This is a genomic window from Paenibacillus sp. VTT E-133280 (assembly GCF_002264385.1).
GTDB classification, from domain to species: Bacteria; Bacillota; Bacilli; order Paenibacillales; family Paenibacillaceae; genus Paenibacillus_AQ; species Paenibacillus_AQ nitricinens.
The window spans coordinates 181,970-202,826 of sequence record NZ_NFUX01000002.1; the positions used below are offsets into that span (position 1 = coordinate 181,970).

The 20,857-nt window shown below is 41.2% G+C and carries 20 protein-coding genes; 16 read left to right on the plus strand and 4 right to left on the minus strand.

From position 1 onward, the window contains the following. Nucleotides 1–3: 3 nt before the first annotated feature. The 3 genes from CA600_RS01880 to CA600_RS31645 all read left to right on the plus strand — a co-directional run bounded on the left by CA600_RS01880 (nt 4) and on the right by CA600_RS31645 (nt 3,305). Nucleotides 4–687, plus strand: coding sequence for an N-acetylmannosamine-6-phosphate 2-epimerase (locus CA600_RS01880; RefSeq protein WP_094868638.1), 684 nt, complete (start codon nt 4–6; stop codon nt 685–687). Nucleotides 688–706: 19 nt separating this feature from the next. Further along, the gene (locus CA600_RS01885; RefSeq protein WP_094868639.1) at nt 707–1,702 is read left to right on the plus strand and encodes an ROK family protein; all 996 of its coding nucleotides are present in this window, start codon (nt 707–709) and stop codon (nt 1,700–1,702) included. A 196-nt stretch (nt 1,703–1,898) separates the two neighbouring features. Further along, a complete protein-coding gene (locus CA600_RS31645) occupies nt 1,899–3,305 on the plus strand; it encodes a GNAT family N-acetyltransferase (protein WP_094868640.1) in 1,407 nt (468 codons plus the stop codon). 402 nt (nt 3,306–3,707) lie between these two features. On the opposite strand, the gene CA600_RS01895 is transcribed toward CA600_RS31645, so the two are convergent. After that, nucleotides 3,708–4,238, minus strand: a complete 531-nt coding sequence (locus CA600_RS01895; RefSeq protein ID WP_179281487.1) for a GNAT family N-acetyltransferase — start codon at nt 4,236–4,238, stop codon at nt 3,708–3,710. A gap of 278 nt (nt 4,239–4,516) precedes the next feature. Here CA600_RS01895 and CA600_RS01900 point away from each other — a divergent pair, with 278 nt between their 5' ends. Both CA600_RS01900 and CA600_RS01905 read left to right on the plus strand, forming a co-directional pair. Beyond that, on the plus strand, nt 4,517–5,713 hold the full coding sequence (locus tag CA600_RS01900) for a copper amine oxidase N-terminal domain-containing protein (RefSeq protein ID WP_094868642.1): 1,197 nt from the start codon (nt 4,517–4,519) through the stop codon (nt 5,711–5,713). 184 nt (nt 5,714–5,897) lie between these two features. Next, nucleotides 5,898–6,086, plus strand: coding sequence for a hypothetical protein (locus CA600_RS01905; protein ID WP_076121390.1), 189 nt, complete (start codon nt 5,898–5,900; stop codon nt 6,084–6,086). Between the two features lie 117 nt (nt 6,087–6,203). On the opposite strand, the gene CA600_RS01910 is transcribed toward CA600_RS01905, so the two are convergent. After that, nucleotides 6,204–7,493, minus strand: coding sequence for an adenylosuccinate synthase (locus CA600_RS01910; protein WP_094868643.1), 1,290 nt, complete (start codon nt 7,491–7,493; stop codon nt 6,204–6,206). Nucleotides 7,494–7,606: 113 nt separating this feature from the next. Here CA600_RS01910 and CA600_RS01915 point away from each other — a divergent pair, with 113 nt between their 5' ends. The 6 genes from CA600_RS01915 (at nt 7,607) to CA600_RS01940 (ending at nt 14,454) form a co-directional block, all read left to right on the plus strand. Then, the gene (locus CA600_RS01915; RefSeq protein WP_094868667.1) at nt 7,607–8,485 is read left to right on the plus strand and encodes a LysR family transcriptional regulator; all 879 of its coding nucleotides are present in this window, start codon (nt 7,607–7,609) and stop codon (nt 8,483–8,485) included. A gap of 45 nt (nt 8,486–8,530) precedes the next feature. Beyond that, complete coding sequence (locus CA600_RS01920) at nt 8,531–9,766, plus strand: molybdopterin-dependent oxidoreductase (RefSeq protein WP_094868644.1); 1,236 nt, start codon at nt 8,531–8,533, stop codon at nt 9,764–9,766. A gap of 226 nt (nt 9,767–9,992) precedes the next feature. Continuing rightward, entirely contained in the window at nt 9,993–10,739 is a 747-nt protein-coding gene (locus tag CA600_RS01925) for a hypothetical protein (RefSeq protein ID WP_306440368.1), read from the plus strand. A 13-nt stretch (nt 10,740–10,752) separates the two neighbouring features. Beyond that, nucleotides 10,753–12,441: a vWA domain-containing protein gene (locus tag CA600_RS01930; protein ID WP_094868645.1), complete on the plus strand. Its 1,689-nt coding sequence runs from the start codon at nt 10,753–10,755 to the stop codon at nt 12,439–12,441. A gap of 24 nt (nt 12,442–12,465) precedes the next feature. Further along, entirely contained in the window at nt 12,466–13,605 is a 1,140-nt protein-coding gene (locus CA600_RS01935) for a toxic anion resistance protein (protein ID WP_094868646.1), read from the plus strand. A 126-nt stretch (nt 13,606–13,731) separates the two neighbouring features. Further along, a complete protein-coding gene (locus CA600_RS01940; RefSeq protein WP_094868647.1) occupies nt 13,732–14,454 on the plus strand; it encodes a sensor domain-containing protein in 723 nt (240 codons plus the stop codon). Nucleotides 14,455–14,540: 86 nt separating this feature from the next. Here the strand turns inward: CA600_RS01940 and CA600_RS01945 are convergent, their stop codons facing one another. Next, nucleotides 14,541–15,329 carry a tyrosine-protein phosphatase gene (locus CA600_RS01945; protein WP_094868648.1) on the minus strand — a complete coding sequence of 263 codons (789 nt, stop codon included), beginning with the start codon at nt 15,327–15,329 and terminating at the stop codon, nt 14,541–14,543. A gap of 213 nt (nt 15,330–15,542) precedes the next feature. Here CA600_RS01945 and CA600_RS01950 point away from each other — a divergent pair, with 213 nt between their 5' ends. After that, complete coding sequence (locus CA600_RS01950; RefSeq protein WP_094868649.1) at nt 15,543–16,364, plus strand: DUF2785 domain-containing protein; 822 nt, start codon at nt 15,543–15,545, stop codon at nt 16,362–16,364. An 88-nt stretch (nt 16,365–16,452) separates the two neighbouring features. On the opposite strand, the gene CA600_RS01955 is transcribed toward CA600_RS01950, so the two are convergent. Then, entirely contained in the window at nt 16,453–17,181 is a 729-nt protein-coding gene (locus CA600_RS01955) for an SDR family oxidoreductase (RefSeq protein ID WP_094868650.1), read from the minus strand. A 155-nt stretch (nt 17,182–17,336) separates the two neighbouring features. Here CA600_RS01955 and CA600_RS01960 point away from each other — a divergent pair, with 155 nt between their 5' ends. The 4 genes from CA600_RS01960 (at nt 17,337) to CA600_RS01975 (ending at nt 20,727) form a co-directional block, all read left to right on the plus strand. Then, a complete protein-coding gene (locus tag CA600_RS01960) occupies nt 17,337–17,675 on the plus strand; it encodes a winged helix-turn-helix transcriptional regulator (RefSeq protein ID WP_094868651.1) in 339 nt (112 codons plus the stop codon). Nucleotides 17,676–17,756: 81 nt separating this feature from the next. After that, entirely contained in the window at nt 17,757–18,149 is a 393-nt protein-coding gene (locus CA600_RS01965; RefSeq protein ID WP_179281488.1) for a hypothetical protein, read from the plus strand. Between the two features lie 143 nt (nt 18,150–18,292). Next, on the plus strand, nt 18,293–18,655 hold the full coding sequence (locus tag CA600_RS01970) for a BlaI/MecI/CopY family transcriptional regulator (protein WP_094868653.1): 363 nt from the start codon (nt 18,293–18,295) through the stop codon (nt 18,653–18,655). Nucleotides 18,656–18,657: 2 nt separating this feature from the next. Then, nucleotides 18,658–20,727 (plus strand): M56 family metallopeptidase, encoded by a 2,070-nt coding sequence (locus tag CA600_RS01975; protein ID WP_094868654.1) that lies wholly within the window; start codon nt 18,658–18,660, stop codon nt 20,725–20,727. Nucleotides 20,728–20,857 lie beyond the last annotated feature (130 nt).

Consider the following 20,857-nt stretch of genomic DNA (forward strand, 5'->3'; position numbering starts at 1 on the left):
TTAATGATGACTCGAATGAGCGATATCTTTCCGATGAAAGGTCTAATCGTTTCATGTCAGGCACTTGAGCATGAGCCGCTTCATGGTGGAGATACAATGGCAAAAATGGCAAGAGCGGCGGTTCAATCAGGGGCAATTGGAATTCGGACGAATGGGGTTCCAGATATTCTAGCTATTAAAGAAGAAGTAAATGTACCGGTCATTGGACTTATTAAACGGGATATTCCCGGATCAGCCATATTTATTACGCCAACTCTGGATGAGGTGAAAGCAATCGTGTCCGCAAAAGCGGATATTGTTGCATTAGATGTTACGAATCGGGAAGGTCGCTTATTGTCGGTTCAGCCACTAATCGCATATGCCCATCAAATGGGTGTGCTTGTAATGGCAGATATATCGACCTTGGAGGAGGGACTGGCAGCGGAAGAATTAGGTGTAGATTTTATTGGTACAACACTTTCGGGCTACACACCATACAGTACACAACAAGAAGGACCAGATCTTGTCTTGCTTCAGCAATTATGCGAGTTCGTGAAGATTCCGGTAGTTGCAGAAGGGCGTATATGGACACCTGAAGATGCGGCGAGTGCTAAGAGGGCTGGGGCATCTTATGTAGTTGTAGGAAGTGCGATTACAAGGCCACAGTTAATCACTTCACGATATGTCAAAGCCGTGATCGATTGCTGAGACTTAAGGAGGCGAGTCCATGTTAAAAGATTATGATCCTCTAATGGAATATGCGGTCGGTGTGGATATCGGGGGAACGAAAATTAATGCTGGACTCGTTACACCACAGGGAGATGTAGTACATACTGTAAGTCTGAGTACAATGGCTGGGTTTACGAAGACCGTGGACCGAGCTATTCAGGCTATTCAAAAGCTTATGAGTGAAGTTAATGCGATGCACGCAGGCATTCAGTTTAAAGGGATTGGTGTAGGAACTGCAGGACAAATCGATTGGGAGTCGGGGAGTATTCGCGCTGCCTCTGAGCTTATTCCTGGCTATGCTGGGACAGCTTTGAAAGCGTGGCTTCAGAATCAGTTCCAGCTTCCGGTAATCGTAGATAATGACGTGAATGTACTGGCATTAACAGAGAAATATTTAGGTTCTTGTATAGGTGTAGAAGATTTTATTTGTCTTGCCCTTGGAACGGGTGTAGGCGGAGCAATTATTGTAGAAGGTCGCCTTGTTCATGGTTCTTGGGGCGGGGCTGGAGAGTTAGGGCATATGTCTGTAGATTTCAACGGCCCGGCTTGCGTTTGTGGTGGGAGAGGCTGCTTAGAACATTATGCCTCAGGAACAAGCATTGCTCGTCGCATGCAGGAAAAACTAACTACACACAGCTTGCCACTTTATAACTTAGATTCACGGGAAGTGATCACGAGATGGAGATCAGGAGAGCCTCTAGCAACAGAAGTAATGGAAGATACAACCGCTGCGCTTGGTTCAGCTATCGCTTCATTTATTCATATATTTAACCCGAAGGTCATTGTTATTGGTGGTGGAGTGGCTGAAGCTGGTGAGTTATTATTCGAAGGAATAAGAAGAGAAGTAGGCAGGAGAACGATGCCCGCGATGCTGGATAAGGTTCGAATTGAAGCAGCCTATCGTGGGAATTCCTGTGGAATGATCGGTGCGGCATTACAGGTCTGGGAGTACGGGGTTCCATCCCTTTCTTCTTATAATAAAGGCTTTATCTAAATCTCTTGATTAAATAGAATAATTTACCGATAATGTTAAAGGGATGAGAAGAAAGGTCAAATCTTTCTGAGGTCTCTAATCCGTTTAAAGGGAGTGATGATGTTTGAGTACGAACAACACCACAATGAAGTCCGAGAGAGGTCAGTATTCGTAAGGGAAGAACACCTCTCAATGACTACGGGAGGCACTATCGGAAATGATGACATTAATGAATATGTTACGGGGAACTGAGAACGATCTACCTGCCAAAGAGATGATCAAGTATTGGAATCATGAGCCTGGAACTTTGAAGCTTGTGAGAGCAAGCAGCAATTTTATTTATACGTTTCAATGGAATAGTAAGCACTATTATTTAAGGTTTACTCACGAAGAGGATAATAGCGCAGAGAATATTCAGGCTGAACTAGATTTTATGATGTACTTATTGGAACAGGGCTATGAGACTGTAGCACCAGCACGCTCCAAGCAAGGGAAGTGGATTGAGACCCTTTCAACTGGTAATGGCAAATATCACGGGGTTGTTTTTGAACAAGCCCAGGGGGAGTACGTTCCACTTGAAAAGATGTCGGAGCTGCAGTTCCAACATTGGGGTCAAACGCTCGCGCGACTGCATAATTTCTCCGAAACTTATGCTCCGAGCACACCCGCGCGTAAAAGCTGGGTCGATTCTCTTCAATTTATTTTATCCGTATTAAGAAGACACCCCGAGGAGCATAAAGCGCTTAAGGAATATGAACGAATTGAGGCGTGGCTAAGTGAGCTCTCTTTTGGCGTTGGACATACGGGGCTGATCCATTTTGATTTTGAGACCGACAATATCTTTTATATGAAAGAGAAATCTCGATATAGTGCGATCGACTTTGATGACTCTATGTATCACTGGTTTGCGATGGATATCACATCAGCGTTGAGAGATCTATCCAAGCAGAATGATGAGGAGAGCAAGAAGAACATCGATCATTTTATTAATGGCTATAGATCTGTAAAGCGTCTGGATGATGAATATATCAAGCTATTGCCAGAATTCCAAAGATTCTCTGATTTATATGGATTCGCTAGGTTGCTTCGGAGTTTAGAGAATTTGGACGTTTCTATTAGTCCAGAATGGGCACTACAGCTTAAATCGAAATTAGAAGGAATCTGTGATCGTATTCGAGATGGCTTTCATCCACATATTGCGCTGAAGACAATTACTGAGAATAACTGGTATGCCTGCACGCAATTAGAGGTGTCCAATGAGCAAAAAACAGTTTTTCCTGTACCGGTAGTCTATTGGTTAGCAGAATCGGCTTATTGCGGAATGACTCCGCTGGCTTTATACGCAGATGAAGAATTGGTAGGCTTCTCAGTATATTCCGTAGATCCAGAGGATGGAAGTAATTGGATTATGGCTTTTATGATTGATCAGAAATCTCAGAATAGAGGATTCGGTAGAACCGGAATGGATGCCTTGATTCGAACTATAAAAGCGGAACATCATTGCGACAAAATCGTTATTGGGCATCGAATAGAAAACGAACGTGCTTCGAACTTATATACATCCCTTGGATTCGTTGAAGTAAGCAGGAATGAGGTTGAAGTTGTACGTGAGTTGATAGTGTAAAGAAAAAAGAGGCCGTTCCAAAAGTAGTTTTTTTACTACTTGGGAGTGGCTCTCTTCTTGTTATCCTGTAAATGACGTTCCAAATGATGATCCAAGTGAAGCCCCAATAGAACAATTAGGGAATTTCTCCCTAAAATTAAGAGGTTATTGGTCAGTAGACTGATAATCGGGGAAAAATTCCCTTAAATTCCTCTGATTTGATGAAAATCAAAGGGATTAGCCTAATTTATAGGGAGGAATTCCCTAATTTCATTCATTATTAGTGAATACCGATTATTTATAGGGAGTTTTTCCCTAATTAGTGTTAATACATCAAGTGAGAGCCTGTTGCTTGGATTATCATATGAAAAAAGCTGTCTCATAAGTAGCGTTCACTACTTATGAGACAGCTCCCTTTAAATATTAGGTCCACTCTTGTTCCAAAGAAGAATAAATAATCTCGTTGCACCATTGTTGATTACAGAATCTAGTTTCTCTAAGTACCCCGTCCTTAATCATCCCTGCTCTAATCATTACTTTCTCTGACTGAATATTCTCTGCATTGGCATAAGCAACTACTCTATGTACATTAAGAGATTTAAAAGCGTATCCAATCAGCGTCTTTACCGCTTCAGTTGCATATCCCATTTTCCAATAGTCCGGGAGTAGGACCCAACCCATTTCCCATTCTCTGATTTCTTCCCAGTTTAACTTGATACTGATATTACCGATGAGCTTCATATCCGGCTTTCTACATATTGCAAGATCATAATATTGCCGTGGATCATTTGTTGCTTGAGACAAGATCGAAAGGAAGTCATTTTTAATTTGTTGGGCATCAGGTGCAGTGTTCTCATACTTGTAGGATAGGGGATTTTGTTCTAGTTCTTCATAAAAAGAAGAATCACTGCTTGTATACCCTCTTAATATTAATCTGTCAGTTATTAATTCCACGAACATAACACTCCTAGTCTAAGTCTTTGATTTGTGTCTCATATACAATGATTGTTAATAGTTATCTCAGATGATTACTCCTAATTTAAGTTTATAAATGGTAGACTCTGTAATGCTTGCTCTGTAATTTCTTGTAGATTCATCTGATTCCCTTTATTTTTCATAATATTTACACATTATAAAAATATAAGATCACTAATCTTCCATTTTTATCTACTAAAATAGTGGAATTGTGATAAAGTAATAATGGTTTATTTACTAGAGGAGGATTTTGGGAAATGAAAGCTATTAAATGGAGTATTGCAGCAGTACTAGCAGTATCTATGTATGGTCCAATTCATACAGCGAAGGCAGCAGATGCAAATAGCACAAATGTAGTGAACGAACAGTCAATTTCTAGCACGGATGATTTGATTTTTCAAATGGATTATACGGAGATGACTGTTGGTGACAAGGTACCTGTGCAGATTTTTGCAAAAGGGCCAGATGGCTCATCCGATCGTGTTCCTTTGTCTCAAGCAGATATGGTGATCGAGAAGCCTTACTTATTGCAAAAGCTGCCAGATGGCTCAATGAAAGCAATAGCCGTTGGTGAAACAAATGTAACCGTACGTTCAGGAACTAATTCCAAAACGTTAAAGGTATCTATCAGTGCTGATAAGGACATCGAAACAGGTGTATTAATCAGTGGCACGATGTATTTGCCTGTACAATCCACATTTAAGAGCTTGGGTGCAACTATTCAGACTAACACAGCCACTAAGACCTTTAGCATTCGTCTGGGAGATTTGCCTATCCAGCTTCAGCTAGGCAGTGATATTGCTATGGTGAATGGGAATAAGGTGAAAATGTCTGGTAAAGTGCAAACCGTGGATGGAGGAGCTGTATTCCCTGCAACCCTCTTAAAAACTTCATTGGGAGCAGTGTTGGACTTTGGTGCTCATTATGAGTCTTTGAACATCAATTTCGGTAAAGCGGAGTTATTTGCGTATACGAAAAATACGTTAAAAATAGCTAAAAGAGAATCTCAAGGGGATCTCGCTAAGCTAATCGGAAAGACTTATTGGTTCAACCAGTTTGACTCCGACTATAAGTTCCAAAAAGCAACGATTGTTGATATTCTAGTGAACGACGATAATGAGTTTGCGATTTCTTTTAAATTGGCATCAGGTAAAGTTGTGGAGACTTATGATATGGAATATGATCAGGTCACTCGCGTTCTAGCAAACAAAGAGTATTTCTTTACGTCTGATCCTACCAAAATCTATAAATGGTCAAATGCAACATGGGCTAAAATTAAGGCAGGTAAAATTTCGACAGGAATGACCAAGCAGCAAGTAGAACTAAGCTGGGGAACCCCTATCGACAAATCAAGTCTATCCGGAAGTGGAATTACTGTAGAGACTTGGCGGTATGGAAATTATAACTATGTTACCTTTACGAATGGTGTTGTCTCCATGATTTACACGAACTAAGTTATCTATATCTATCCGATTCTAAACAATAGGACGTCTTCATTCTCGAAGGCGTCTTTTTTATATTCTACAGGAACTTTTGAACGTCTTTAATCATACAACCTGTCCTTGCAGCATATCTTTTGAAAGAAGCACTTTCAGAATGAAGTGTTGACTATTGTTGACCGAAATGAGGGGTTCATTCATGGCAAAGTCAAAACGTGGACATGCACTATGGAGTTTACCATCCAGGGGGAGGGGGACTTGTCCGGTCTGTCAGAGCACACGGATCAAACTGCTTTATCCAAAAAGAAAAACGGACGGGTCAGTCGTTAAGGTCTGTAAGCGTTGTGACAAGGCACCACAGACGAAAGTGGATGCAGTATTGGTGTAAAAAAGTAACGCAAGGATGCCTAGTTGCAGCTATATGCATATTGCATGTAGGTACAACTAGGCATCCTTATTTTGAAATATAAGAAAGTATACATTTCACACTATGCTGGGTATGAAATTATTTCAGCGTACGATGAATGACCTGATCACGTCTAGGTCCCACAGAAACAGTAGAAATACGTATTCCAATAGACGTTTCAATAAAGTCCACGTAACTTTTAGCTTGCTCTGGCAGCTCGTCGAAGTTCGTGATATGGGAAATATCGCAGTTCCAGCCAGATAAATGCGTTATTATCGGTTTTGCTGTGTTTAGCTTATTTGTTGCTGGAAACTTGTCAGTGATATCCCCATTTTCAAGTTCATAGGCAACGCAAACCGGAATCTCATTCAAATAACCAAGAACATCCAGATTGGTCAACACAACCTCCGTTGCACCTTGCATCAGGCATCCATAACGTGTAGCTACAGCATCAAACCAACCCATACGTCTAGGACGACCCGTAGTTGCTCCGAATTCCCCAGCATCGCCACCTCTTGTGCGAAGTTCATCCGCTACAGGGCCTTCTAATTCAGATACAAAAGGTCCGGCACCAACACAACTGGAATATGCCTTCGTTACAGCGATAACATTCGTGATGGCAGCCGCAGGTAGACCCGCGCCGACAGGTGCATATCCGGCAAGTGTCGATGATGAGGTAGAGTAAGGATAAATCCCGTGATCAGGATCACGCAGAGCGCCTAACTGCCCTTCAAGCAGAATCGTCTCATCTTTTGCATAAGCTTCTTGCAGTATTTCTGTTGTATTGGCAACGTATGGTGTCAATTGCGCAGCTTCCTTTTGCAACTGAGCCATTAATTCCGAAACTTGGAAAGGGGCTTTCTTATACAAATGTTCGAGCAATATGTTTTTTGAAGCAAGTAATTGTTCGAGACGTTTCTCAAGTTGGATAGGATCAAATAAATCCGCAACCTGTATGCCGAGCTTGGCATATTTATCCGCGTAGAATGGCGCTATCCCTCGCTTGGTTGAACCGAACCCTTGTGATCCAAGTCGTTCCTCTTCCAGCTCATCAAAACAACGATGGATCGAGAGTACGATTTGAGCACGCTCAGATACGTACAACTTCGGTTTTGGAACCCCTCTATCTGCTAATGCCTGCAATTCCTTTACTAATACTTCTGTATCAAGTGCTGTTCCTGGTCCAATAATGTTTGTAACTGAAGGGTAAAATACACCAGAAGGCAGCATATGAAGCGAAAATTTTCCATACTGGTTAATGATGGTATGACCAGCATTACTTCCACCCTGAAAACGAACTACATAGGAGGATTGAGCGGCTAATACATCCGTCATCTTCCCTTTGCCTTCATCTCCCCAGTTAGCTCCTACAATTGCGATTACGGTCACGTAATTACCTCCCAAGCTTGTGATTGGCTACAGGTCTAAGTATAATGCTAGATATAACATTAGAAAAATTGATATATGTAATATCTATTATAAGGTGAGGTAATTACTTGGGAATGGACATTAACTTGGAATGGTATCGCTCTTTTTATTGGGTAGCACAAACAGGCAGCTTAACTGCGGCAGCAGAACGGCTGAATATCACACAACCAGCGGTGAGTCACACGATTAAGCAATTGGAAGAAAAAATGGGCGGACCCTTATTTTTTCGTACCTCTAGAGGGGTGGATCTAACAACAGAAGGAAAAGTACTGCTGCGATTCATTGAGCAAGCCTTTCAGAATGTGGAGATGGGTGAGCGGGCGATAGCTGAAATGAACAATTTAAATAGCGGGGAGATTCATATCGGTGCAAGTGATACCCTCTGCAAATATTACTTGTTATCTTATCTCGAGCAATATCATGAACAATATCCTAGCGTACGTATTCATATTACGAATCGAACAACACCGGAAACGCTCACGCTTTTAAAAGAAGGTAAAATTGATTTCGGTATCGTTAGCTTACCGGCATCAGACAAACAGATTGAATTTCGTAAGAGTACACGGCTCCAAGATTGTCTTGTAGGAGGCAAGGGCTTCCGTCATTTAGCGGATAATACAATGCCGCTTTCAAACATCAAGCAGTACCCATTATTATTTCTAGAGCCAGGAGGCAGCACAAGAAAGTACATAGATGGGTTTCTTGCCTCCAATCATGTGACGATAACACCAGAGTTTGAACTTGGCAGTGTAGATCTTCTTGTTCAGTTCGCTTTGCGTGGCTTTGGTTTAGCTTTTGTTATTCGTGATTATGTAAAGGAAGAATTAAAAAGTGGGGAGCTTGTAGAAATTCCTTTAGATCCGCCATTTCCGGAGCGTAACATCGGGATAGCGACGCTTCGAGGGGTTCCTCTCTCTGCTGCATCAAAGTCCTTTCTAACCTTATTGGACTAAATTAATTCGGATTCGGGATCATACACATGAGGAGGAGGCTAAGCTATGAGTGATATACTTGGTCGGCTACGCAAGGGATACGGGAAAAAGCTGCGTTCACTTCACACCTGGAACGGCTGGATCGTCGTGATATTGGCCTTGACTGGGCTTGTGCTAGTAGGCGGTTTCTGGCGAGGTTTCCTTGGTGAAGGCAGGGTATGGATTAAAGGCTTGCATATTGTGGTAGGAATCGCATCTATCCTTCCAGTGATCTATTATCTTCTGCTGGCCAGTAAACATTGGAAACAGCTAAAGGAAAAACCTTGGCAGCGGTTTAATGTACTTGTTGTGCTTTTTCTGTTGCTTGGGTGGTTCGTTTCTGGCGTATTGTTATGGCAATTTCGTGCGGTAGGACCGCAAGTATCTAATCTTGCATTGGTCGTTCATGATGTCCTGACATGGATTGGACTGCCTTACATTATCTATCACTCATTGACTCGTGTGAAGTGGCTGAAGGAGCCGAATCGTCGGACCATCAAGAGCGAGGGGAATGTCATTACAACATCTCAGAATACTCCGCAGCCAGTCTATACACGTAGAGCTTTCATTCGAGGGACGATCGGTGTAGGGCTTGCCCTTACAATCGGACCCTCATTTGTAAAATGGTTAGGTAGCTCGATTGGAAACATCGGCGGCAGCGAAACGATCGATAAATTAATTGAAAATGATCGCAATCAGCTGTTGCCTGCACCACAGCCACTGGCGGCATCATCACCGCCACTTGGAGGTGGGTCACAGGGTCAGTTCCGTGTCTATACAGTAACTCCTATTCCGGAGTTCACAAATGATAATTGGTCCTTTAAGGTAGATGGACTTGTTGATCAGAGCTATACGTGGAATTGGGAGCAATTCGTTCAATTACAACGGGAGGTTCAAGTGAGTGATTTTCACTGCGTGACAGGTTGGTCCGTCTACAAGAATACCTGGGAGGGCATCAAGCTGAAGGATCTTCTACAACTAGCTGGTGTGAAGTCCACTGCAAAGACAGTGAAATTCTACTCAGGGGATGGAGTATATACAGATACCCTTACGCTGGAGCAGGCGGATATGGACGATGTTATGGTCGCGGTGATGCATGACGGGAAACCGATTCCGAGCGATCTCGGTGGGCCGGTTCGGCTAATTGTCCCCAAAATGTTCGCTTACAAGTCTGTGAAGTGGCTGAACCGGATTGAACTGATCGAGGGAGAGCATACAGGATATTGGGAGCAACGTGGCTATTCGAATGATGCTTGGGTATAAATGAGTTTTCTTAACCTTAATGGGCTATGGGCCTGTTAAGGTTTTTTTGCGATTACGGACGTAATCACAGAAATACTTCCATATATATAGAAGTGAATCAACGAAGGGTTAGAGATCCTCTGCGGAAAATTAGTTTTTTTGTAAATAAAAGGAGTATGACGTAGTAGTTTCTGATAAAATAAAGCAAATGATGGAAAAAGTTACCGGATCGGTTAAGGAGGTGTGTATGTTGAACGGTGCGAGATCCGTAAAGCTATTAGGGCTTATCGTTGGTGTGGTGTTAGTGAATATTATGGTTTTGTCACCAGGGCTATTAGGGCTCGAAATTGGGGGAGTAAGTGTTCTAGAGACCTCCTTTGGCGTGACATTAGTAGTGATCAGTCTTCTCGTTGTCCTCTATGGAAGTTATAATTTGCTGTTTAAACCTTCGGTGGCTCCACCTGTAAAAGAGATAAAGACGCATGAGGATTATATAGCAGCGCTATCGCAATACAGAAATGTAAAGGTGCTGAAGAAGGACATTACGCTGGCTTTGGATCAGGTCATTCGGATGGAAAAGAAGAAAAACACGTTAATGGTTGTCCTTGGTCAGAGATTTGAGCAGTCGGAGTTAAGCTTTAAGAAGTTTATGGCAGTTAGTTATGAAGTAGAGAAGCTTTTCTATTTGAATATCCGAGGGATTCTTAATAAGTTGAGTGTTTTTGACGCTTCAGAATTCACTCTTTTTGCCAGCCAGCAGAGAACTGCGCAGTTCTCAGAAAAACTGGTGCAGAAAAAAACAGCTCTTTACCATGAGTATTTGGCTTATGTAACGGGGTATCTCGGAGCAAACGAAGAAATTTTGCTGAAGTTAGATCAATTGCTACTTGAAATATCGTTACTAGACAGCACGAATTATAAAGATGTTGAAGAAATGCCTTGTATGAAGGAGATCGATGAATTGATCAAACAGACGAAATTCTATAAGCAATGAAAGGGCGATGCGAATGGCTAGGAAAGGGAGAACATTTCTTGTACTCGGAATTATAACTGTAGTCGTTTTTGCACTTGTATATTTTGGGATCACCTTAACATCTAATTTAGGCAAATCCACTAGTGAGGTCTCAACGGAAGATGCAGGTAAACAACTGGATAAACTTTATAAAAAAATTAATGTAAACACCGCAGAGCAGGTCAAAGGACAAATCGACCTTGATCCTGTAGCGATTGGTGATTCCTTGCCGGATATTTCTAAATTTCCTATATCAGTAACCAATACAACGGATAGCTTTGTCGAAATCTTTTCATCCACAGAGAAATCAGGAACGGGTAATGATGGATGGCTTAATGAAGTGGCGACAGATTTTAATAGTTCGAATATAGAAGTGAACGGATTACCTGTTTCAGTAAAAATTCGCAATATTGCTTCAGGAACAGCGACGGATTACATAAGGTCTGGTAAATATATACCAGATGCGTTTACACCATCCAATGAGTTATGGGGTGAGATGGTGAAAGCAAACGGCATCAAAACGCAGCTTATAACCAATCGTCTGATTGGCAATGTTGCTGGTATTGTTACGAACAAAACGAAATATGATGAGTTAGTCGAGAAATACGGTTCTTTGAACGTCAAGACGATCACAGATGCAATAGCGAATAATGAATTATCTATGGGCTATACGGATCCTTTTGCCAGCTCAACAGGTCTGAACTTTCTTGTGACTGCACTTGGGACGTTTGACAGTTCTAATTTGCTTGGAGAACAAGCGGTTCAGGGCTTTGAGAAATTCCAAGCCAATGTCCCATTTCTCGCGTCGACGACTTTACAAATGCGCGAAGCGGCTAAAACTGGAAAGCTGGATGCATTTGTCTTAGAGTACCAAATTTTCGCAAATGCTCCTGAACTGAAGGGGAGCTATGTATTTACTCCTTTTGGTGTAAGACATGACAGCCCCCTTTACGCATTAGGTGATCTACCACAAGAGAAGCTGGACATTATTGAAAAATTCGCGGAGTTTGTTGAAAAGGATAAATACCAGCGTTTAGGTGAGGAAAAAGGCTTTAACGGACTGAATGACTATCATTCGGAAGTTAATCCAGTGGATGGAAATCTATTATCCTCGGCGCAAAAGCTGTGGAAAGAGAAGAAAAACGGTAATAAGCCCATTGCAGCAGTATTTGTAGCCGATGTTTCAGGTAGCATGAACGGGGAGCCTTTAAATCGTTTAAAGCAATCATTATTAAATGGACAGAAATACTTAGGCAAAGATAATAGTATTGGTTTTGTTTCCTACTCCGATAACGTTACGATAAATCTTCCAATTGGCAAATATGACACGAATCAGCAGTCGATGTTTGTTGGGGCGATAGATGGTCTTCAGGCGAATGGGGGAACAGCGACTTTTGATGGAATTGTGGTGGCGCTCAAAATGCTTCAAGACGAAATGAAGATAAACCCGGAAATCAAACCATTAATCTTTGTATTAAGTGATGGAGAGACGAATGAAGGTCATTCACTGAATGATATCAGGGGCTTAATTGAAACCTACAAAATTCCGATTTACACCATTGGCTACAACGCAAATATTAAAGCACTGGAGAGCATTTCAAGTATTAATGAAGCAGCTAACATCAATGCGGATACAGATGACGTAGTCTATAAAATCGGTAATCTACTTAATGTCCAAATGTAAGTTAAATTTGTTAGGAGGGGTTCTATGTCTTTCACGATGGAAGTGGTAAGTCCAGAGAAATTGAAATCCGCGATTGAAGCTCAGGTTAAACCTGAGCCAGAGGAAGTAACGCAACTGAAAGAAATGGCCATAACCAATGTCTCAACGATTTTGGAGCTGGATTTAGAGTCATTGGATAAACGAAAAGAAGTACTGCAATCCATAGACAGCTTCGGAATGAGCACCATGAGATCATCTTCAGACAAGAACTCTCTTTTACAAGTTTCTGTCGGGAATTTATCGAAAACAGGGGATGAAGGTGGGCAAGTTGCTAAGGGTTTAACAGAGCTCAATCTCCAGTTGAAAGATCTAGACCCAAGCGCTGTGGATTTTGCTAAAAGTGGTCTTCTAGGCAAGTTCTTTAATCCATTACGGAGTTATTTCGCGAAGTATCAAAAGGCAGACGCTGTAATCTCAGATATTATCATTTCTTTAGATAAAGGTAAGACCGTATTGAAAAACGATAACACAACGTTAGAGTTCGAGCAGCAATCACTTAGAGAGCTCACTAAAAAATTACAGAAGGAAATTCAGCTAGGCATGCTGATGGATCAGGAGATCGAGGCGCAGCTAGATGCAGCTAAGCTACGCAATGAGGACGAAGAAAGGGTAAAGTTCATCACAGAGGAAGTATTGTTTCCACTTCGTCAGCGAGTGATGGATTTGCAACAAATGCTGGTAGTGAATCAGCAGGGAATTATGGCTATCGAAGTAGTAATTCGAAATAACAAAGAGTTAATCAGAGGGGTAGACAGAGCCAGAAATGTTACAGTTTCTGCCCTGAAAATCTCCGTTACGGTGGCTAGTGCACTCTACAATCAACGAATCGTTTTGAAAAAGATTGAACTCCTAAATCAAACAACCAACACGCTAATAAGTGGCACCTCAAAAATGCTGAAAGATCAAGGAGCAGCAATTCATAAGCAATCTCTAGAATCTAGCATTTCTGTAGATACTTTAAAACAGGCATTTACAGATGTGCTATCTGCTTTAGATTCGATAAGTACGTATAAGCAGGAAGCTCTTCCTAAAATGCGTGAAACCATTAACCAGTTCAGAGAGCTGGCAGATAGCGGAGAACAGCAGATCGTGCGGCTCGAGAAGGGAAATAAGCTGGGCTTGTAGCTGTTACCGGTCTAAAGCCATCCTAGCCTTTAGTCTGGTAAGACTCCGGTCCTAAGACTGTTTTGAGCCTTCTTATTCTCACGTATAATGAGATTAATTGATAACGTGAGAGGAAGGACATAAGAAATGAATGATAAGTTGTATACAATGCCGATCGGAGCGGTAGATTCCATGCAGATTCCCGTAGAATCGAAATCACAATCTAAACCAGGCAAACGTCGATCAAGTCCCAAGACCTATCGGAGTATGTTGTATTTTATAATCTCTTTGCCGATTACGATAGTATATTTCGTGTTTATGGTGACAGGGTTAGCGTTATCCATTGCGTTAACACCAATTTTTATCGGTATTCCCTTATTTTTCGCAGTAGCTAAAGGGTTAGACTACATTGTGAAATTTGAGCAAGAGCTAGTAAGATCACTACTGGATATTCCAAGACCGAATGAAGAGCGTAGAACGGATATGAAGCAAGAGGGAGCGGGCTTCCTGCAACGCATGAAGTTAGGCTTTGATGGTTCAAAGTTTGCACGTAACATTATGCTGATTATGGGACGATTCGTATCCAGCATTATCTTCTTCTCATTAACGATAACTGTGGTAGCGGCTGCGCTCGGTCTGATCACACTACCTGTGTTACATCAGATTTTCTTGCAAACGATGGATTTGAATATTTTGGAGAATAGTGTGTTTGCCTTATTTAATATCGACTGGACATTATCTCAGCAATACATTTCCTATGTTGTAGCGGGACTCGTCGTTTCTGTGATCGCAACTTGGGTGATTAAATCGTTGATGGATGTACAGCGTAGAATGTTGTTTGTATCCTACGAGGAAGAACGTCAGTATTAAATGGAAAGAAGCGTAGCTCTTAAAGAGCTACGCTTCTTCTACTTTAATCGCTATCTTAATGGATTAGTCCATGGCTCAATAAGTTATTAAGCTTCTAAACAGTAGGCTTGTAGCTGCTTGCGCTTATCAGCAGTCATGCCGAATTCCTGTTCGAGGAAAATCTCTACACTTTTATAACGCGCGTCGATGGCAGAGAAAATGGCTTCCATGAATTCTCTGCGCAGTATAAGCGCAGCCATAACAGTATCGACTTCCTTAGGTGACAAATGCTGTGAGGCTTGCTTTTTTATTTGCTCATTCAAAGGACCAAGTGTCTGATTGGAGAGCAAGTAGTCTTCTATAATCGTCTCTCTTGGAACCCCAAGTGCCAGGAAGATGAATGCTGATCCTACGCCAGTGCGATCTCTTCCACCGGCACAATGATGCAGGATACTGAATTCATCTGGAAGCATAATAGTTGCCATAAGTCGTTTGAAGGAAGGGTTATTAAAGGCCATATCCAAATACATATTAACCAAAAAGTCTGTCGTAAAATGTTCAAGGAATCCAGAACGAACCACATCTCTCATGTCTCCAGGCACCTCTTGCTTTAGTGCAGGTACACAAATGTTATTAACTCCTGGAATGACTGGATCTGGTTTTAAACGGATTTCTTCTATTCCCCGATAATCAAATATGGTCTTTATCCCCAGTGATTTTAAGAGTTTTATATCTTGATCGGTCATTCCTGTTAATTCGGCTGATCGAAAAAACAAACCGTATTTGACTCTACGGCCATCTGAGGTGGTGTATCCGCCCATATCTCGGAAATTGAGGACGCCTTTAAAGGGGATAACACGATGCTTAGAATCTGTTGTACCTAGTTTCTGGTTCATTTTCGTACCACCTTTGGTTGGTTATTGAATAGGCTATTCTAAAATGTGAAAAGGGTGTCGCTTAACAATAAAAGTTTGCCCATAATACTATATATAGTACCATGATAAATACCAACAACCCGAAAGGATAGTGTGACATTTTATAAACTAATATCTCTGTTAATTGTCGCGCTATTGCGCTGTATACGGAAATTTCTAGTAGGAGTGTGTAAAATGAATTTAAAAGAAAAGTTGATAGTAATAAAAGAAAATGGCTACCAAGCACCTCCCGATACCAACCAGTTGATACAAGAAATGATACATAACATCGGTTCTGTGGATGCCGAGCTGCGTGATGACCTGATTTATACAATCTTATCACATTGGATTCCTGGTAATTCTCTAACTGCAAATGAACTAGAACAACTTCTTCCAGTTATTTTGGATCATAACCATTTGCATTTTAAGCTTGGTGAAACAAATACAGACGCTGTCTTTACTCGATCTTTCTCAATGCTAGTCATACCACTCGTCTTAGAGAGACATAGAGAATCACCATTTCTCTCAAGAGAGCAAATTCATCAGATAAAAGAGAAAGTATTTTACAATGTACAAGAAGAGCGAGATTACCGCGGGTATGATGAAGAAAAGGGCTGGGCTCATGCCATAGCCCATGCAGCAGATGCTTTAGATGATTTAGCTCAAAGCTCCGAACTGGATAACAATGACCTCAAAACGATTCTCCATTTGGTTTATGAAAAGATGATCATAACAGATCGAATTTACTCCGATGGGGAAGATGAGAGAATGGTAAGACCCATAATTAGTATTTTAAATAGAAAAATAGTTAGTCAGACTGATGTAGAGCAATGGATTCAAAGTTTTGGTGATGTGGAGAAAAGTTCAGAGTTTCTTCCTGCCTTTAGGCAAAAAAATAATATAAAGAACTTTCTGAAAAGTTTATACTTTCGAGTTAAATTTTATAAAGTAGATGCCGATCTCTGCCCAACTATCGAGCATACATTATATAAAGTAGAAAAAGTATACTATTCCTAATTAAGAAACAAGTGAGGAACGATTCAGGCGCTTACATAGGATTAAGTTTATTAAAAAAAGCCCACAAATATATGGGCTTTTTTATTTTTCATCGTAAAATATAACCCCCATCAGGAAATAGGGTGCTTCCCGTAGTATAGTTATTAGTCATCAAATAAAGGGTTGTATGTGCTGCTTCGTCGGCATGTCCTACCCTGCCAAGGATATTCATATTTGTATATTCATCGTAGGACTTGTCTCTAGCTTCTTGTTCTGCTCCTATCCAATTAAAGTTGGTATGAATGGTGCCTGGGGAGATAACATTTACTCGAATAGGAGCCAATTCTACAGCCAATGCTTTTCCCAGACTCTCAATCGCGCCGTTACAAGCTGCATAGGAGGCACCGTCGGCAAGTGGTCGTTGGCCGAATGCGCCAGACATCAGAACAATAGAGCCTGTTGCGTTTATATAGGGGATCGCGTATTTCACAGCATTATACTGAGGCCAGAACTTTGCATTAAAGCAGCTATGAGCAATCTCTAAGCTTGAAGTAATTGGTCCTCTAACATAGGAGGCGCCGGGAGTGAACAAATGATCGAAGTTGCCGGTTTTTTCGAAAAATGACTTTAAGTCTTCTTCATTTTGATTATCAAGCGAATGAATTTCGTTAGATTCGGACCCTAGAAATTGTTGGGCTTTTTCTAATTTTTCTTGTGAACGCCCGGCGATTATGACATATGCGCCTTGTTCAACCGCTTGTTTGGCAGTCGCGAGCCCAATTCCGGAGCTTCCTCCGATAATGACGATTCGCTGGTTTTTTAATGAATTCCTGGACATTTTTATCTACTCCGTTCATAGTTAAATGGACTTTTAAGTTCTGTTTTTTATTATTAGGTATATAAGAAATTCTGCACAGTACGCACTTTTTTCGTACTAGGTACGATTGATCGTACTAGCTGTTAAATAGAATAACTATCGAAAGAGATGATCACATGGATTTACTGGAGCCGAGATTGGCCGGAGTGCTTACAACGCTTGATAAGATCGGTGGAAAGTGGAAGCCGCTCATTTTATTTATTTTATTGATAGATGGTACCAAACGATTTGGCGAACTCAGGCGGATTATTCCAGAGGTCTCTCAAGGGACATTAACTAAGCAACTACGGGAGCTTGAAGAGGATCAACTTATCGATCGTGTGATTTTTCATGAGCTTCCATTGAGGGTGGAATATAGTATTTCAGAACATGGCAAATCACTAATTACTGTTTTGGATAGCATGTGTGGCTGGGGAAGGATGCATCAGGAGTATTTAAATAATACAAATACGTAAGGGGCGGACATTATTATAAATACTATTTTGCAGGACCCAACGGGTCAGGCCTATAAGACGCTGATACAGGTAGCTATGGAAGTGTGTGATGAATTTATTTTGGTCAAACGTGATCAGATGGAGTTAGAGCCAGAAGGATATGAACTATTGGAACGGTTAGAGCCTTTTCTCAAAGAGATCGTCAAAGATGATTATTGGCCGGGAACTCGGCTTATGGGACATTACGCAGATGTTTATTTTTTTAGATGTTCACCGGATGCGGTCGATATTTTACTATCCTATTCTACGAGCTTATACTCATGGGTGCAGACTAGGGTGCCTGATGATCTTTGTTTTTTAAGACAGGGGCAACCGTGGTTAATCAATACAGCTCATGAGCGAGAAAGCCATATTGTAACTGATGTAGAAGAGGAGCTGAACAGACTAGAAGAGGGCGGACTATTGTTCCGTGACTTATCTGTGTTTTACCCTTAATAAAGGTAGCAAAGAGGCGATGTTTACAAAGACAGAGTCTCTTTTTTTTGCTGGAAATATTTTGTAGACAAAACGGTCTACAAGTTGTAAACTCTAATTCAAATGGAAGGTCTAGGAATTGTAGACCAACGGGAGGTGCAAGGTTGAAGGATCTCAGAATGACCGAAATGGAAGGGAAATTTGCGGAATTAATATGGGACCACGAACCGATTCCTTCAGGGAATCTGGTGAAGTTATGTGAATCCGAGCTCAACTGGAAGAAATCTACGACGTATACGATGTTAAAAAGACTTGAAGCTAAAGAGATTGTTAAAAATGATAATGGTGTGGTAGGTTCTCTTATTAAAAAGGATGACTTTTATGCGGAGCAGAGCAAGGCGTTTGTGAAGGAAACCTTCGGCGGTTCGTTACCCAAATTTTTGGCTGCTTTTACAAAGAGTCGGAAATTAAGTGAAAGCGAAATTGATGATGTTCTAAGACTAATCCATGAGCATAAGGAGGAGTAACGGTGGCTCAGCTGTTTGGACTTATTTTAAACATGAGCATTACGGGAAGTTATGTGATTGTGTTTATCATCGTGGCGCGGCTGTTCTTAAGAAAAGTTCCCAAAATATTCTCCTTTGCCTTATGGTCTGTGGTTTTGTTCCGACTTCTATGTCCGTTCTCGATGGAGAGTATATATAGTTTTATCCCTTCTGAAGTCCAGAACTCACCTCTAAATAAGCTATACACACAAACGCCTCAAATCCCAAATGTAATCAACACATCCGAGCAAGCCGTAAATAATATATCACCCGTACCTATCCCCTATACATCTGCTGTACCAAGTGGTATCATCCCTTCAAATCCTTCAGATGTGTGGATTAACATTGTCCAATATCTATGGTTGATTGGGATTGTGCTGCTGCTCATTTACTGCATTGTTACTACTATTCGACTTTCACGAAACTTAAGAGACGCAACCCCACTTTTCGAAAATGTATATGAGCATAACGGCATCTCCACACCTTTTGTATTCGGCTTCTTTAAGCCTAGAATATACCTTCCAAACGGTCTTTCCGATCATGAAAAAGCTTATATCATCAAACACGAGCAAGTGCACATACACAGGTGCGACCACATGATAAAACCTTTAGCGTTCGCTGTTCTGTGTGTACATTGGTTTAATCCATTGGTTTGGCTTGCTTTTTATCTGATGAGTGATGATATGGAGAAGTCCTGTGACGAAAGCGTCATAAGACAGATGGGCAGTGGAATTAAAAAGGAATATTCGACATCACTTTTGTCCTTATCTACTGGAAGACGGTTTATGGGTGGTTCGCCACTTGCCTTTGGCGAGAGCAACACAAAAGGACGAATTAAAAATATTCTGAATTATAAAAAACCAGCCTTTTGGGTTATTTTAGTCGCAATCTTAGTCGTGGCTGCACTGTGTGTCGGGCTCATAAGTAATCCAAAAAATGATCCATTAACCGTAAAGGATTATGCCGAGCAATTTATGGAGCAGAACATTACCAGCTATGAGAACAGTACAGATATTAAAATAATTGATAGTCAAATTACTAAGCTTGAAAAAATAGCGTCATTAGACGAACTGCTTGCAACACCCTTGGAAATTTGGAGTTTAGAATATCGCTTGAAACCGGATGATCCAACTAAGCTGACGATGACGGAAAATATGGTCGATGGATTTATTACCGAAGAAGGAAGCATGGGAAAGCCGATACTTATTTTTTCCATTATGAATTCAACACCGCAGTATCTGGGCGTCATCAGGAGCGGAGAGAATGATATGTCTTCACCAGCCGGTCAAGAAATGGCAGTGCGTGTGTTTCTTGAAGCAAACCATCAGCTTCCGCATGAAACTTATAGTGGGAAGCATATTCTAGTGAAATTCCCCTTAACTACAGGCGAAACAAGCCAACTGTTGTTATCCCAACCTGTTATTCAAGGCGCTTCAGGGATTTGGAGTGTAGAGCGCTGGAAGGATTCGAACGGAAATGAGTATTACAATACACCTCAAACCGATGTTACGATAGCTGAATATTATGCCCGTCTGCAGACATTAGCTGATGAGGGGGAGGAGCCAGCACAACTTGATCCTTTACAGGTCGCAATGAATTATATAAGCAATGATATTGGAATGGGTCAGCATGTTAAGCTGGATCAGCTTGTGGTGGACAATGAGGCTACAGCTGATGATTTTGCGATCACGCCCGAGAGTATATTAATAGGCTATGTTTTTAATCTTAGCCTGGAGAATCATTCCTTTGATTTTGATAACATTGAATGGCTAACAATGGAGGATTCCGCTCGCTTTAAAGGGTTGAATATTAATCCAGATGATGATATGCCTAATGGATTTTATATCCTCAACAAATATACGTATACCGATCCATTAGAGGTTACAGAGGATACCAAATATTCTATAGTTGATGCTAATTCAGGTGCTCTAAAAGAAGTAAGCAAGCAGGAGTTTATCGAATATTTCAAGCAATATACTGATTTTATGCCCCCATGTGTGATCACTAAAAAAGACGGATATGTCACCAGCATTGCTGAGAAATATATGCCGTAAAATTTCCACTGATGAAAAAAGTTGAAGTATATTTATAGCGCAGAAGAACCCGCATGTGGTGCGGGTTCTTCTAAATGTTCTTCAGCATGTGTATAGGTGCTGGCTCGTTTACGTTACCTTCGGCACAATG